This window comes from Chloroflexus islandicus (assembly GCF_001650695.1).
Classification (GTDB): Bacteria; Chloroflexota; Chloroflexia; order Chloroflexales; family Chloroflexaceae; genus Chloroflexus; species Chloroflexus islandicus.
Map to the genome: position 1 here is coordinate 117,024 of NZ_LWQS01000082.1, position 15,582 is coordinate 132,605.

Below are 15,582 nucleotides of genomic sequence, written 5' to 3' on the forward strand. Positions count from 1 at the left end.
AAACGCACATCTGCACGCCTTTACGCCGCCGCATACCCTAACAGCTTATGGCCGCCACGTCTCATTGCGCGTGATGGCACCGCTGCCCGGTGTGGTTAAGACCCGATTGTTACAACATTCCCACACCACATTATTACCATCACGCTTGATATACTTGTACTCAATCGTGGTATTAGCTGGCAGATTCACTGTCCCGCTCCAAATCGGATAATTTGCTGCTGAAAGCGGTACCGCCTGCGCTGGATTCCAATTACCCAATTGGGGAATGTTCCCGACCACAAAGACATTTTGTCCCCAATAAGTGGTAGCGTTCACATTGAACGTAACAGCGACCGTAGATGATGGCGGAGCGGCAAGTTTGGCATCAACGTGAATGGCCAAAGCGCTAAAGGGTGGCACCGAGACGGTAATGCGCCGATTACTGTCTACCGTCACTGTTTGCCCACTACACGCACCGTTAGCAAAATCGGCGACGATGACATTGCAATAGACGCCGGGCGCCATGCTAGTTTGAAACGTGCGGTTGAGCGTCGTCTCTTCGCGATTGATGATCACAAACCCTTTATCACCGCGGCCAAACGCGATCTGGTTATTGCCATTGCTCCACCAATCACTGACACTAAACGTCGCCGCTGTTGCATTGCGGAAAGCTACCATATTTGCAATAGGACGCCAGCGGTGCTCGCATTTCCATTCACCGAAGCAGTTGGGTTGGCCATTGATGTAGACACTGCGGGTATTACCGTTAGCATCACTCGGCGGCCCTTGAAAATCGTTGCTAAATTCATAGCTTGACATGACCTGCGGGTAACCATAAGGCCATGCTAACATAAAGACATTAGCTAAATCATAGAGCGTGCCGTTTTTATACGTTACCACTGTGCCGCCGCCGCCATGACCACGCTGATTATCGTGGTTGTCGACAAAGACAATCGCTTTGTCGCTCGGCAACATTCCCCACGGCTCGCCAAACTGGCTCAACCATGCCAGCTTACCGCTCAGAAAGACCCGCCCAATCTCATTACTGTACTTAAACTCAGTCACATCACCATTGCCAGTGTATTCACCCGGTGTAATTGGCTCGCCAGTTGCGCCAATCACCTCTTGGTAAATGTAAGGATTGCCATTCACACGCGAGAGAATAGCGGCAATATCGCTAGCAGCTATGTGCTTGGCGGCATCGATGCGGAATCCTGCCACACCAAGACTGATTAAATCGTTGAGATAGGCAGCCAGCCGATCACGGACATACGTAGAACCAGTATCAAGATCAGCTAAGTTGACCAACTCGCAATTCTGCACTTCGTAGCGATCGCTATAATTCTGGATATCGTCATTGCCATTGCGCCCGCAATGATGAAAATCTTGATACTGATAGATGCCCGGATAGGTATAAGGGCTGTACGTTGAACCAGCCGAACCAACGCCGCTGCCAACGCCGGTCATATGATTAATGACAGCATCGACATAGATATCAACGCCAACCGCCTTACAACGGGCAACCATATTGGCAAATTCCGCCCGCGTGCCGCTGCGGCTCGTTAATTGATAACTCACCGGCTGGTAGCGCTGCCACCACGGATAACCAGACACCATAGCATGCTCTTGCGGCGGCGACACCTGCACCGCAGCAAAACCACGCGGGCCAAGAAAGTTTTCACACTCTTGCGCGATGTCAGTCCACTTCCATTCAAACAGATGCACAAAGACCGTGCGTGGCGTTGCAGGTTGCGCAGTCGCTATTGATGGTTGCGCAATTCCGGCTGGAAAACTGCTGACCAGCACGAGAAGTACGACGAGGATGAGGCGACGGACAGGGTGAGATGCGGCGTTGAGCATGTTCAGGCTCCTTCGCTTGAAAGATCGGCCAACTCTGACCTAACCCAGCAATGGTTACAGCGGAGACGATGCTGCGTAAAACTATTGCATTTTCATTAGTTGCTTATAGAACAATATTATCAGGAAGCTTTCCGAATGTCAAGCAGATCACAATGGAATAAGGTTGGCGCTCTGGCAAAGCAGTGACAGATTTGTCAAGAGGGAAGAGGCAGTGAAAGGATGATTGGCTCGCACCAGATTGCCGCTAAACGATGGCCTTTCAGCACGAGCCAATCTAGGAAAACTGCACCGGAGGGCAACCGGCTCTAGGCAAGTGTAACCGCCGGCTCACCACGTCACGCTCATCATCGAACAATTCAGGCCCGACCCAATGCCCAACAAGCCAACGTGATCGCCGGGCCGTAACCGGCCCACTTCGGCGGCTTGGGCAAGCGAAATCGGCAGGGCTGCCGGGCCGACATTGCCGAGGGTCGGGAAATTGAGGAAGAGCTTGGCCGGCGTGATCCCCAAGGCTTTCGTCACTGCGGCCATGTGGCGCGCGCCGACCTGATGCGGCGCGTAGAGCGCGATCTGGCGATCGCTCCAGTTGGGCAGCGTCTCTTGGGCCAATCGCCACGTCGCCGTCGCCAACTCGACCCCGGCATGCATCAGCGCGCCGGCATCGGTCTTCATATAATCGGGTTGGCCGAGACAGAGGTGATTGTATTGGGTCGCCGCTAGTGTGACCACGCCGTTCAAGCGATGGCCGCTGCGCGAGAGGCGCTCGTGGGTGAGCAACATTGCAGCGCCACCCGACCCCAAGGTGAGGGTCGCGAAATTGTCGCGCAAATCTTGCTTGGTGGTTTCGGGCCGGCGCAAGCGGCGGATAGTCGCCATCACCGCGTCTTGCGACCCCTCGCCATCCACAATCAGCGCATACTCTATCGTGCCCGCCTCGATCATCATGCCGGCAATGGCCATGCCGTTGAGAAAGCCAAGGCAAGCGTTCCGCACATCGTAGTTGATCGCGCGCGGCGACAGGCCGAGATTGCGATGAACGAAGCAAGCGGTTGACGGTTCGAGATAATCTTGGCACACCGAGGTATTGATCAACAGACCAATTCGCTCGCGATCGATATTAACCCGGCTCAAGAGCTGCTCGGCGGCCATTGTCGCCACCGTGCTGGGCAGGGTGCCCTCATCCCAAAACCGGCGCTCGCGAATGCCCGAGAGCGCCTCAAGCTTGCCGCGCGGGAAGCGCAGCCGTTCCATCGTTTCGGCGATCTGATCTTCGATCCAATCGGACGTAATGCGGTGGGGGGCCAGCACATAGCTGACCGCCTCGATCATGACATGGCGAAAGAGCACCCAAGCCTCCGTGTTGTATTTGCTATCCCTTGCGGCAGTGCAACTGCCGCGCTCCATAGGATTGGTACGCTAGCTGCGGCAGAGGAACTGCCGCACGCCATAGAGTCCACACTTGCGGCAGTGCAACTGCCGCACTCCATAGGGTTGGTACGCTGTGGTGTGCGGCAGGCGAACTGCCGCACACCACAATGCAGCTATGCTGCTTGCTGGGCAAACGTGCGCCGCAACCCCTCTTCGATGCTAATCCGCGGTGTATAGCCGAAATCGCGTTCCGCCGCGGCATGGCTAAACCAGTGCGAATGGCTCAGCTCGTGTACCATCAACCGGGTCAGCGGCGGTTCGCCGGGCAGGCGCAGCGTCGCGTAGAGAAACTCAAGCACGGTTGCCAGCCGGTAGGCGGCGCGGGCCGGAATGCGACCGCGCACTGGCGGGTAGCCTGCGTGGGTGAGAATCTCGCCGATAAACTGCCAGAGATTGACTGGCCGCTCTTGGCCGATAAAGTAGGCTTTGCCACGCACCGGTGATCGCTCGCCGAGAGCCGATGCTGCGAGCAGATGGGCTTCGGCGACATTTTCGACATAGCTGACATCAACCAGATTCGTACCGTCGCCGATTTGAAACAGGGCGCGGCGGCGCGCGCGGCGCAGCAGGCGCGGCAAGATGTGCGGGTCGCGCGGCCCCCAGATCAGGTGCGGACGCAACGCCACCGTCGCAATCTCGGTCTGCGCCAGCACATAACGTTCGGCGATGGCCTTGGTCTGCGGGTAGGGCGCAAGGTAGCGCGCGGGATACGGCGTCTGCTCATCAGCGCCGTGGATGTCGTCCATGCCAATCGCGACCGATGGCGTCGAAGTGTAGACCAGTTTGGGCACACCGGCCCGGATTGCCGCCTTCACTACCCGCTGGGTCGCGCTGACATTGGCTTGGTAGAAGTCATCGTAGCGGCCCCATAGGCCGGCCTTAGCCGCGACGTGAAAGACCGCCGTCACGCCACGCATGGCGCGGGCCAACACCGGCGCCGCTTCGGGTGTGGCAAGATCGGCGCGGAAGGTCTCGACGCCAAGCGCTTGCAATTCAGGATACTCACCCCTCCCCACCACGCGCACGTGGTCGCCGCGGGCCAAGAGTTGTTCAACCAGATAGCGGCCAACAAAGCCGTTGCCGCCGGTAACGAGAGCGATCATTGCGTCACACCAAAGAGATTGTCGCTTGTCCGTGCTATTTCTTGGCAGTCGTTCTCAAACAGACATTCATCTCGCTTACGCCGGAGATTGCTTCGGGGGCTGCGCCCCCTCGCAATGACAACAGACCGAAGCGCCACACTTCACCCCGGCGCGCGCAACTGCTTGGCCGCCCAAACCGCCAGTTGCTCGCGGAAGATCTTGGCGTTATGGCGAATATCAACCGGAAACGAGGGGTGAATCAGGAAATCTTGAATCACCGCCGTCATCTCGGTGGTGGCGGCCAATTGGCGCAACTCGGCCACCAGTTGCGCCGGCGCAATCCGGGTATCGCGGCGTAGTTCGACAATTACGACCGGCAGTTGCGCGCCGGCTGGCCCCACCCCGACCAGCGCCGAACGGAAGACGGCGGGGTGCTGATTGAAAAGCAACTCAACCGGCTCGGTAAAGAGCGGGCCGCGAGTCGTGATCACGCGCTGGCTCTTGCGGCCATAAAACCAAAGCCGTCCGTGCTCGTCGAAATAGCCGAGATCACCCATGCGGTGCCAGATGCGATCGCCATCGGCAATCTTAGCCAGCTCGGTCGCTTGAGGCCGGCCTACATATTCGCGGGTCACTGCCGGCCCGCTCACGCAAACCTCGCCGATCACACCTGCCGGCAAGCACTGGGTTTCTTGCCACGACCGGATCGGTTCATCGCTGATCGGAATAATCGCCACTTCGACGCCGGGAGCCGGCCAGCCGACGCAGGTGCCGGCCAGTGGCGATGGCTGCTCGGCGCGGGCCGCCAACACCTCGCGCCCACTGATCGACGTGACCGGCAGGGCTTCGGTGGCGCCATACGGGGTAAAGCTGTCGGCAGGCGGGGTCAGAATGCGCTGCAACCGCTCGTGGAGATGGGCCGGCACCGGCGCGCCGGCCATCAAGACACGCCGTAGCAACGGCAAGCGAATATCGTGCTCAAGGCAATACGCAGTCACTTTTTCCCAAATCGCCGGCGAACCGAAGGTCGAAGTCACCCCCACATCCTGAATAAACTCAACCACTGCCGCCGGATCGCATTGGGCAGGGCGAGTGGGATCGATCGGCGGGATAGCCGAGGTAATGCCGAGGGCGACATTGAAGAGGGCAAAGAGCGGGAAGGCCGGCATCTCGATTTCACCCGGTTCGAGGTCAAACAGTTCGCGCAAGGTGTTGATCTGCGCCTCGAACATGCCGTGGGTGTAGAGCACCCCTTTTGGCGTGCCGGTGCTGCCGCTGGTAAAGACGATCGCTGCCGGATCAGTGGCGGCCACGTCAGCCAGCGCAAACGGAGTCTTGATTGCGACCTCGAGTTCGCGCAAGGCTACTGCGCCGGGTAGGGCCGGGCCAACCGACACGGCCCGCGTGATCGTTGCGCAGGCGCGGGGGAAGACGAGCCGGAGCAGATGCGCGCGCGGTATGCCAATCATCGCTTCCGGGGCCGCCTCGGCAATACACTGGGCCAAATTGCGCCGGCCCATCGCCGGATCAATCAAGATCGGCACACACCCCGCCTTGAGCAAGGCAAAGGTCAGGCTAATCAACGGCCCACCCGCCGGCACCATCAGCAAGACCCGCATCCCGCGGCGGATGCCATACGCAGTCAATCCCCACGCCAAGCGATCGCTAGCCGCGTGCAAGCCCGCAAAGCTCTGCCGGCGATAGATGACCTTGCCGGCCCGATCGCGGCCAACGCCGGTAATCACTGCCGTCTGATCGGGCATGTGCTGCGCCATCCACGGCAGATAGCGGGCGATATTCGCGCCGTCCGGCGTGGTGCGCGCCCGCTTCAGATCAAGCGCGCGAGAGTAAGCCATGGGTGCTCCTTGCTAACAAACAGCTCGATCGATGCGAGCATGCCAACCAGCCTAGCGCCGCTTTCGCGATACACGCAGGCCAACGAAACGTTTCGTCTCATCATACCCCTGCGCTGAGATTGCTTTGCAAGCGGGGCAGCGCCCCACTGCCTACTACTCCGCAATCCCCAACGCGGTCAAGATAAACGCATATTCCCACGCAAACTCTTCCAGCCGGGCAAAGCGGCCCGAATGGCCACCATGGCCGGCTTGCAAATTAGTGCGCAACAGCAACATCGTGTCATTCGTCTTGACCGTGCGCAGCTTGGCCACCCACTTGGCCGGATCCCAATAGGGCACCTGTAGGTCGTACAGGCCGGCGGTCGCCAGAATGTGCGGGTACGGCCCCGGCTTGAGGTTAAGGTACGGGTCATAAGAACGCATCAGCCGGTATTCGGCCTCGATCGCCGGATTGCCCCACTGCTCCCATTCGGTGACAGTCAGCGGCAGATCCGATTTGAGCATCGCGATCACGACATTGGTAAACGGCACACCAGCCACCACAGCCTGAAACAGGTCGGGCCGGGCATTGACCACCGCACTCATCAACAAGCCGCCGGCGCTGCGGCCACTGATCGCCAATTGGCGCGGCGCAGTGTAACCTTCAGCGATCAGATGCTCAGCGCACGCGATAAAGTCACTGAACGTATTGGGCTTGTGGAACATCCGGCCCTGCTCATACCACTGCCGGCCTAGCTCTTGGCCGCCGCGAATATGGGCAATCGCCACCGCAAAGCCGCGGTCGAGCAGGCTCAGCCGTTTGCTGTCGAACGAGGGATCGTAGCTGTAGCCATACGCGCCATAGCCGACCAACAAGCACGGGCCGCCGTTACGGGGCCGGTCGCGCCGGTAGACGATCGAAATCGGCACCTGCGCCCCATCAGGGGCCGTTGCCGCCAACCGCTCGCTCACGTACAGCGACGGATCGTAGCCAGACGGAATCTCTTCCTGCTTGAGCACGTGCCACGCGCCGTTCGCCATATCGTATTCCACTACCGAGGCCGGCGTCACCAGCGAGCTGTAGTTCAGCCGCAAGCGGCTGGTGGCAAACTCATCGTTCACGTGCGGCCAACAGGTATAGACTGGCTCTGGGAAAGCGATATACCGCGGATCGCTGCCGTCAGGCGCGCTGATCCGGATGTGGCGCAAGCCGGCCCGTCGCTCGTAGACCACCAGATAGTCAGCGAAACAGTCGAGATGATCGATCAGCGTGTCGTCACGGCCCGGCAACACCTCGACGGCTGCGCTTGGATCGGCCACTGGCGCTTGCAGCAAGCGAAAGTTTTCGGCGCCGTCGTTGGTGCGGATGTAGAAATAATCGCCGTGGTGATCGACAAAATAGTCAACCTTGGGCCGGCGCGGGTAGATCACACGCCACTCGGCGAAGGGGGTGGCAGTGGGCAGATAACGAACCTCGGTACCGCCATGGCTAAAGCAGGTCAACAACAGGTACGCGCCAGAGCGGGTGCGGCGGAGACTGAGGCTAAACCGCTCGTCGGTCTCTTCATAGATCAGCGTATCTTCATGGGGAGACGTGCCCAGCACGTGGCGGTACAGCCGGTAAGCGCGATGGGCATGATCGAACACGGTATAAAAAAGAGTCTGATCATCGGCCCAAGCCACATCGTCAACCTGCTCGATCGGCGCATCGAGCAGCGCGCCAGTAGCAAGATCTTTGACGAACAGGGTGAAGATGATCGAACCAGTGGTATCAAGGCCATAGGCGAGCAATTGCTGATCCGGCGACGGCTCGTAAGGGCCGAGCCGGCAAAAGGCATGCCCGGCTGCCAGCGCATTCAGATCGAGCAACACCTCTTCCGGCCCATCATCGCCTTCCGTCCGGCACATCAGCGGGTATTCGGCGCCAGTTTCAGTACGCGCATAGTAGCGGTAGCGACCACGCGGCGCCGGCACCGAACGGTCATCCTCTTTGATCCGGCCCCGCATCTCGGCGTAGAGCCGCGCGCGCAACGCCGCCGCCGGGGCCATCACCGCTTCGGCGTAGGCATTCTCGGCTTCGAGGTAAGCGATCACCGCCGGGTCGTCGCGATTCTCAAGCCACGCAAACTCATCGACGATCGCATCGCCGTGGAGATGAATCACCACCGGTTTCCGCTCAGCCACCGGCGGGTTAATCGGTTCAACGCTCATGAGGTTCCTCCAATAACCACCTTGCCAACCGCCCAATCATCTCGTCGGAGGCATCTTCCAACACATAATGGCCAGCGTCATCAATCCGGGTGACTTCAGCCTGCGGGAAACGGGCCAACCAGCCGGCCAAAAACCGGTCATCGAAACACCAATCGCGCCCGCCCCACACAATGCGCACCGGCTTGGCGCGCAACCCAGCCAGTTCGCGATCAATCGCATCAACCACCGGCCATGTGGGGTGAGCCGGATGCAGCGGAATATCCTGCACAAAGCGGGCAATCGCAATCCGGTCAGCCGGGGTCTGGTACGGCCAGAGATAACCCGCGCGCACTTCCGGCGGCAATGGCCGCACCACCGTCATGAACGTAGCGGCAAGGGCAAAGGCATTGAGCTGGCGAATCGCCCACTCGCCAATCTTCGGCGTCTTACCGGCGGCAATCCGCAGCGGAATATGCGGCGAGAGGAACGCAGCCGTATTCAGCAGCACGATCCGCCGCACCTGCTCAGGATGGCGCACGGCCCACCCCATCCCAATTGCGCCACCCCAATCGTGGACGACCAGATCGACCGGCCCCAGCTTGAGGTGCGCCAACAATTGTTCGAGATTGGCAATATGGTTGGCGAGACAATAGTCGTACTGTTGCGGCTTATCCGACAACCCGCAACCGAGATGGTCAAGTGCGATGACCCGGCGTTGCCCGCGCAAGGCCGCGATCAACCGCCGGTAAAAGAACGACCACGTGGGATTGCCGTGAAGCATCACGACCGGCAGGCCAGCGCCTTCGTCAACGTAGCGCAACACCCCGGCGGGCAAGGCATATTCGCCAAGAGCAAACGGGAAAAGAGTACGGATAGGCGACTGGGCAATGGCGCCATTGATCTGCATACAACGCCGGCTCCTCGGCTGGACGCACCACAACTCTCTGAGAGTATACACCGAATAGCAGTTGTGTGTTAGGCGGGGGGATGAAACGTTGTGCGGTTGATTAATACCTGCGTGGCATCATCAGCCGGCAATGGATAGCCGATCAAATAGCCTTGGCCATACTGGCAGCCGACCGCGCGCATACGCTCAATTTGGCCGGTGGTCTCTAAGCCCTCGGCGACCACTTCGAGATTAAGACTGCGGGCTAAATTCACGATCGCGCTGACGATGGCCTGCGAATGCTGCGCCTGTTCGAGCTGGACGATAAAGTTGCGATCAATCTTGATCTGGTCAATCGGCAATTGCACCAGATAACTCAACGACGAATAACCCACGCCAAAATCATCAATCGCAATCTGAATGCCATATTCGCGCAAGCGCATCAACACCGCCGCTGCATCGCGGCTGTACTCCATCAAGGCGCTTTCAGTCAATTCGAGCTTGAGCGCCGATGGCGGCAGCCGGTACTGTTCCAGCAATTGGACAATGCGTACATACAGATCAGGCAGCATAAACTGGCGCGCCGACAAATTGACGCTGACCGACAACGCCATCGCTTGGGGTAACGTCCTGCGCCATTCGGCCAATTGCCGGCAGACTTGTTCGAGCACCTGCCACCCAATCGCATCATTCAGCCCGGCTTCCTCGGCCACATCCAGAAATGCCGCCGGCGGCAAGATGCCACGGGTTGGATGTTCCCACCGCACCAATGCTTCAAATCCCACCAAGACGCCTGAGCTAATGTCAATAATTGGCTGGTAATAGACCCGAAACTCTTGGTGCATCACGGCCCGGCGCAGTTCATTCTCGAGCGCCACCCGCGCCTGCGCTGCTTCGCGCATCGCCGGATGAAAGATTTCATAGCGCGACTTGCCAGCGGCCTTTGCCCGGTACATCGCAATATCCGCGTCGCGCAACACTTCAGCCGGATCTTGATACTCCGCCGAACCAAACACAATCCCCACACTGGCCGATAAATGGAACAGCCGGCCATCTAATTCCAGCGGACGGCTCAACCGCTGCATAATCCGCTCGGTAATCCGGATTGCCGCCGCTTGCGACTCGACATCATTCAGCAGCACGACAAACTCGTCGCCTCCCAAGCGCGCGCACGTATCAACCGCGCGTAGACAACAGCTCAACCGCGAGGCGATGACAATCAACAGGCGATCGCCGGCCGGATGGCCAAAGCTGTCATTCACAAACTTGAAATGATCGAGATCAAGAAACAACAGAGCATAATGATAGTTCGGGTTGCGCTGGCTACGCTTGATCGCCAGCGCCAGCCGATCGCTCAACAACAAGCGATTGGGCAAACCAGTGAGGGCATCGTGCAAGATGCCGTGTTGCAGGCGCAACTCCATCAACTTGCGCTCGGTGATATCACGATAATTGATGATCACCCCCTGCACTGCCGGATCGTCGAGCCAATTGGAACCGGTAACCTCTAGCCAGCGCCAACCGCCATCGGCATGCCGCACGCGAAACTCAATCGTTGCCGAAGCGCCGGCCTGCTGGATCAGCTCGCCAAACAGATGGCGCACACGATCGAGATCCTCCGGGTGGACGAACGCAAAGCCATCGATCGGCTGCGCAAGAATGCCTTCAGTCGGGTAGCCAACCAGATTGCGCGTCGAGGGGCTCGCGTAGCGAATGCGACCGTAGCGATCAACAATCGAGATCGCATCACTGCTCCGCTCGATCATAGCCCGAAAGAGCCGCTCGCTCTGTTGCAACGCCTGCTCAGCTTGTTGGCGTTCGAGTAATAACCGCCGCTCACGCAAGGCGCGCTCGACCACGCGCGGTAAATCTAGCAACGCCACCGGGGTCTTGACCAAATAATCGAGCGCGCCAGCCTTCAACGCCGCCACCGCGATCCGCTCATCGCCGTGGCTGGTCATCAAGACAACCGGCAAAGGCAATGGCCCCTCGGCAACGCTCAACAACGCATCACCTTGCCCATCAGGGAGAAAGAGATCGCAGATAATGAGATCGAATGGTTGTGCAGCTAGATGCTGGCGCGCCTCACTCAATGAGGAGGCCAGCGTAAGCCTCACGTCACTTTGTTCAAACGCTCGCCGCGCCAATTCAACATGGCTTGGATCATCTTCGACCAATAAGAGATTGAGTGTCACTACCCAGCACTCCCCCCGATATTAGGCTGATGATAGTTAACGATTAGGACGTAGAAACACTATACCGATCACCGAGCGTCTGATTCCAGTCTAACCAGTAATCGCCAAGATCGTTCAACATCTGCGTGAACTGTTGAAAATCCACCGGCTTGACCAAATAGCTATTCGCGTAGCGTTGATAGGCAGCCTGCAGATCACGCTCGGCGCTCGATGTGGTTACGACCACGACCGGAATATGGCGCGTTTCGGCGCTGGTCTTAATCTCTTGCAACACCTCTAAGCCACTCAGCCGCGGCAGTTGCAGATCGAGCAACACAATATGCGGTTGGGGACTGGTGGCCGGATCGGCGAATTGCGCGCGCCGCCAGAGATAATCGAGCGCCGATTCGCCATCGGTGACATGGATGATCCGGTTCGGAATCCGATGATCGTTCAACGTCCGGATAATCAACTCAGTATGGTCAGGATTATCTTCGACGAGCAGAATGATAGCCGGTTCAATGCTTGTTTTCATATCTATCCTCTCTGCAAGCGCTTAGGTTGGCAGCGCCGTTGGCAACGTCAGATAAAACGTCGAACCTCTCCCCAATCCCTCTGACTCTACCCATATCTTACCACCGTGCGCTTCCACAATCCGGCGCACGAGCGTCAACCCGATGCCGGTGCCTTCCACCCGCTGGTCAAGCCGCTCAAAAAGACCAAAAATCCGTTGGGTGTGGCGAGGATCAATGCCAATCCCATTATCGCGCACACTCACCAGCACGAACTGAGGGTTATCAGCAGCACGCGCTTCGATCCAGATCTGAGGGTTTGGCTGATCACCCATGAATTTGGCCGCGTTATCGATCAAGTTCTGAAACACTTCGCGCAAACGGGTGCGATCGCCGTAGATTTCCGGCAAATTCGGCGGCAGATGCAAGTAGACATTGCGTTCCGCTAACCTCCCGCTTACCCCGGCGGCCGCTTCGCTAATCAGCAACCCCAGTCCGATCCGTTCCGGCGGATTGATTTGCCGGCCAGCGCGCGAGAGATGCAAGAGATCTTCGAGCAATTGGTACATCCGATCCGCCGCTGCAATAATGCGTTGTAAATCGGATGGGATGCGTTCGAGCTTGCCCGTCGCGAGATCGCGCTCGATATAACTGGCAAAGCCTTTAATCGTGATCAGCGGGCTTTTCAAATCGTGGGAAACCGTGTACGTAAACTGCTCTAACTCGGCATTGCGCGCTTCGAGTTCGGCAATGAGCCGCTCACGTTCAAGTTCGGCCCGCTTGCGCGCGGTAATGTCCATGCCCAACGCCTGATACTCAACCAATTGCCCCTGCTCATCGAGCAGCAGGCGATTGACCCAGCGTTGCCAGCCGATCGAGCCATCGGGATGCAACACTTCGTGTTCTTGCTCCATCACCGGCTGGGTTGGGCTGAGCTTGGCAATCCCTTCCGCCACCAACGCGCGTTGGGGAGGGGGAATGAGTTCGTAGAAGTTGAAACCAATCAATTCCTCACGGGTACGCTGAAAGGTCTGGCAGTAGAGATCATTGACAAAGGTGAGTGTACCGTCGGGCTGAAAGCGGCAGACCATCGCCGGCAGATCATTCACGAGGCTGCGATAATACAGCTCGCTCCGCCGCAGTTCAGCTTCAATCGTCTTGCGCGCAGTGACATCAATTTGCAACTGTTGTAAAAAAGCAAGCCACTGCACAACCCTTTCGCGCTTCAATCGTCTTGCGCGCAGTGACATCAATTTGCAACCCATACATCCCTTGCAGGACACCCTCAGCATCGATCACCGGTTGGCCAATGCCGCGCAGCCAGCGCAAGGAGCCATCAGGCAAGACAACCCGGAATTCAACATCGAAATCAGCACGGTCTTTGATCGAACGATCAATCGCCGCTTGCAAGGCTGCGCGATCGTCCGCATACACTTGCTCGCGCCAGCGCCGGAAGGTCAGCGTATCGCGATCAGGATTGAGCCCCAGTAACGGGTAATTTTCCGGCGACCAGCGCACCGTGCGCGCAGCGGCTTCCCATTCCCACGCACCGGCTCGCGCCGCCAACAACGCGAGCCGCAACCGCTGTTCGGCCCGCGTGCGTTCGGTAATCTCCACTTGGGCTGCCGAAAATGCCGCCGAAAGTTGAATATCGACGATGACGAGTATCACACCCGTCAGCACCAAGATGGCCAATACCATTAACGCATAGGTCAACGGCGTAGTGAGCAAGGATCCCGGCGGCAGCCATCCGGCTGCTTCCCAACCCCAAAGCGCACTAATCGTCAGACTGTTGGCGACCACTGCCGCAATGGCGCCCTTCCGGCCAAAGCTCAGCCCGGCTAAGAGCACGACAATCACATAATGTAAAATCGCCGAGCTACGCATACCGCCAGTAAACAACACCGCCACCGTGATCACCAACCAAAGCACGCCACAGACCATCCCGCCAGCAAGGTGAATGGCGCCACGCCGCACAAGCCAAGCCCCGCCGCCAAACACGGCGGTCATAATGAGCGCAGCAGCCAACGGAATCTGTGGCGTGGGGTACAGCCAAGGAGCGATGAGCGCGAATCCGCCCGCTATCACTGTTAGAAAGCTAAAAACAGGCAAGAGAAAGATCGCCACTCGCTGCCGATCATCGGCAAAGAGTTGATTGAGCTGCTGGCCAGCCGGCCAGAATGTCGAGAGAAGCTGGCGTAGGTTCATACCGCTTGCTTGACGCCAAAATCGCTGCGAACGAATGCCATGATATATCCGGCTATCAATTCAGTCAGATCTCATCGCGCATACGAAAGATAGCGTATACTATGTTTGAGCGCGAACCATCCGGGTGACGCACAATCGCGGCGAATGCTGCGCCACCTGAGCATCAAATAGTATAGATGAAATGGCTGCTTCCACTATACACAACGGTTATTACCAAATCTAGTCCGTACCCAACTCGTGAGACGATCCTTGCCTCAGGCATCCTTCACCCGTAGGATCACCATGCGACATGTACTTTGGAGTGTGTTATTCAGCATCGTGCTTGCCTCGTGCAGCACGACGCCCGCGTTACCCACACCCACACCAGTTCCAGAAGTCATCCAGCCTACCCCCGGTACACGGCTCTTGCCGGCACAGTTGTATGTGCTTGATCGCGGTCAGATTGCCCGGATCGAGACCGATGGCGCGACCCGCCGCCAGCTTACCCGTGAACGGATTGAAATGGAGGGCATTCCGCCGATTAGCGATATGGATCTGCATCCGGTGGCCGGGTTGGTCTATGTGGTTGGCGCTGCGACAGGCGACCGCTTAGTGCGCGCTGCGCTTGACGGCAGCAATCCACAGGTCGTTTACTTTGCGGAAGGGCATCAACTCAGCGCCGTGCTCTGGTCGCCCGACGCGCAATTTATCTATCTCCGCTTCCAAAACAACCGCGAGGTACGCGATCTTCCCGACGGTCTCTACCGGCTGCCGGCCACCGGCGGCAACCTTGAACTGGTGCGCGCCGATGATCCGGTTGATGATACCCTGAATCCGAGCCGGGATGTGCGCAGCTATGCACCGTTTCTCTGGAATCCGGCAGGCGATACATTATTAGTCGCGTCGTCTGCCAAGTTCTACGAGGATTGCGAACTGGTGTTTTGGCAACCACAGACTGGAGAGTTACGCCGGCCAACTGTCCCTGATGGAATGTATGGCTGGTGTGGCGAAGCATTGTGGCTTGGCGATAACCGGACGGCGCTCATGTTAGTTGGGCCGCCGGAAGGCCCCGGCGTGTGGCAAGTTGATGCGCAGACGATGCAGGCGAACCGTCTCAGCGCCGATGGCATTCTTGCCCGCGCACCGTTTCGCAGTGGGCCAGACCTGCTCTTTGTCGCAGTTGAGCGGGTAAGTGACGGTTTTACCTTTACACTCACCCGCCAGTCGCCTGATGGTACGCTCACCAAACTGCGCCCGCCGTTTCGTGAAACGCCGCTGCTTATCCGCTGGGCGCCTGATGCAAGCGGTATCGTGGCCTTGGTGCGCACCGAGACCAAGACGGCATTACGTTGGTATCCAATTGGCGATCGTCCGGCGGTTGACCTGCCGCAAACCGAGCGTGGGGTGAGTTGGTTGATGTGGGGGCCAATGCTGCCGCAGGGGTAGCCA

Annotated in this window: 11 protein-coding genes; 1 reads left to right on the forward strand and 10 read right to left on the reverse strand. The window is 58.5% G+C overall.

Features of this window, described 5'->3' with window-relative positions; translation table 11 throughout:
• Nucleotides 1-45 precede the first annotated feature (45 nt).
• From A6A03_RS16340 to A6A03_RS20945, 10 genes are all read right to left on the reverse strand, one after another.
• A complete protein-coding gene (locus tag A6A03_RS16340) occupies nt 46-1,839 on the reverse strand; it encodes a carbohydrate-binding module family 20 domain-containing protein (protein WP_066790414.1) in 1,794 nt (597 codons plus the stop codon).
• A gap of 327 nt (nt 1,840-2,166) precedes the next feature.
• A complete protein-coding gene (locus A6A03_RS16345) occupies nt 2,167-3,186 on the reverse strand; it encodes a 3-oxoacyl-ACP synthase III (RefSeq protein ID WP_066790416.1) in 1,020 nt (339 codons plus the stop codon).
• A gap of 194 nt (nt 3,187-3,380) precedes the next feature.
• Nucleotides 3,381-4,370 (reverse strand): NAD-dependent epimerase/dehydratase family protein, encoded by a 990-nt coding sequence (locus tag A6A03_RS16350; protein WP_066790417.1) that lies wholly within the window; start codon nt 4,368-4,370, stop codon nt 3,381-3,383.
• Between the two features lie 140 nt (nt 4,371-4,510).
• Nucleotides 4,511-6,205: a fatty acid CoA ligase family protein gene (locus tag A6A03_RS16355; protein ID WP_066790419.1), complete on the reverse strand. Its 1,695-nt coding sequence runs from the start codon at nt 6,203-6,205 to the stop codon at nt 4,511-4,513.
• A 153-nt stretch (nt 6,206-6,358) separates the two neighbouring features.
• On the reverse strand, nt 6,359-8,395 hold the full coding sequence (locus A6A03_RS16360) for a S9 family peptidase (protein WP_066790421.1): 2,037 nt from the start codon (nt 8,393-8,395) through the stop codon (nt 6,359-6,361).
• Entirely contained in the window at nt 8,385-9,281 is an 897-nt protein-coding gene (locus A6A03_RS16365; RefSeq protein WP_066790423.1) for an alpha/beta fold hydrolase, read from the reverse strand. Before A6A03_RS16365 ends, A6A03_RS16360 begins: the two co-directional genes overlap by 11 nt.
• 68 nt (nt 9,282-9,349) lie before the next feature.
• Nucleotides 9,350-11,455 carry a putative bifunctional diguanylate cyclase/phosphodiesterase gene (locus A6A03_RS16370; RefSeq protein WP_066790424.1) on the reverse strand — a complete coding sequence of 702 codons (2,106 nt, stop codon included), beginning with the start codon at nt 11,453-11,455 and terminating at the stop codon, nt 9,350-9,352.
• 43 nt (nt 11,456-11,498) lie between these two features.
• Nucleotides 11,499-11,969, reverse strand: a complete 471-nt coding sequence (locus A6A03_RS16375) for a response regulator (protein ID WP_066790426.1) — start codon at nt 11,967-11,969, stop codon at nt 11,499-11,501.
• A 21-nt stretch (nt 11,970-11,990) separates the two neighbouring features.
• Nucleotides 11,991-13,157 carry a sensor histidine kinase gene (locus A6A03_RS20940; protein WP_245669030.1) on the reverse strand — a complete coding sequence of 389 codons (1,167 nt, stop codon included), beginning with the start codon at nt 13,155-13,157 and terminating at the stop codon, nt 11,991-11,993.
• A complete protein-coding gene (locus A6A03_RS20945; protein ID WP_245669031.1) occupies nt 13,120-14,154 on the reverse strand; it encodes a PAS domain-containing protein in 1,035 nt (344 codons plus the stop codon). The genes A6A03_RS20940 and A6A03_RS20945 overlap by 38 nt, the downstream gene beginning before the upstream one ends.
• A 282-nt stretch (nt 14,155-14,436) precedes the next feature.
• Here A6A03_RS20945 and A6A03_RS16385 point away from each other — a divergent pair, with 282 nt between their 5' ends.
• A complete protein-coding gene (locus A6A03_RS16385; RefSeq protein WP_066790428.1) occupies nt 14,437-15,579 on the forward strand; it encodes a TolB family protein in 1,143 nt (380 codons plus the stop codon).
• Nucleotides 15,580-15,582: the final 3 nt, after the last annotated feature.